Genomic DNA, 690 nt, shown 5'->3' on the forward strand with positions numbered 1-690 from the left:
TCACCGTCACCGAGCGCGGGCCGTTCGACCTGGTCGTCGCCACGACCGACGCGCCGGGCGCGCGCACCAGCCGCCGGTACGACACCGAGCTGCGGCTGCTCGCCGTGCTCGACCCGGCCGGGCGGTCCTGGGAGTACACCTACGACGCCGAGGGCAGGCTGCTCGCGCAGTCCGACTTCGACGGCCGGGTCACCCGCTGCGCCTACGACGCCGCCGGGCAGCTGGTCCGGACGGAGAACGCCGCCGGCGAGGTCGTCGAGTTCCGCTACGACCCGCTCGGCAACCTCGTCGAGCGCACCTCCGCCGCGGGCACCGAGACCTACCGCTACGACCCGGTCGGCCGGCTCGTGCACGCGGCCGGGCCGGGCACGGCGGTCGAGCTGGCCCACGACGCCGCGGGCCGCGTCGTCCGGCAGACCACCGGCGGCCGGACCACGACCTTCGGCTACGACAGCGAAACCGCGACCCGGCGGCGCACACCGTCCGGAGTGGACGTCCACTGGCGACGGACGGAAGGCGCGGACCTGCTGGACGTCGCGGGCGCGAGCTTCGCGCTGCAGCGCGACGACGCGGGCCGCACGGTGGCCGTCACCTTCGGGGCGAACCCGTTGGTGCAGCAGGAGTTCGACGCCGCGGGCCGGCTCGCGGCGCAGCGGACGCCGGCCGGGACGCGGCGCTACCACCGGCGTC

1 pseudogene is annotated in these 690 nt (G+C 76.5%); it reads left to right on the forward strand.

From position 1 onward, the window contains the following. Nucleotides 1-690: pseudogene (locus G3I65_RS16245) on the forward strand (RHS repeat protein); the annotation flags it as partial.

The organism is Amycolatopsis sp. SID8362 (genome assembly GCF_010550475.1).
GTDB classification, from domain to species: domain Bacteria; phylum Actinomycetota; class Actinomycetes; order Mycobacteriales; family Pseudonocardiaceae; genus Amycolatopsis; species Amycolatopsis eburnea.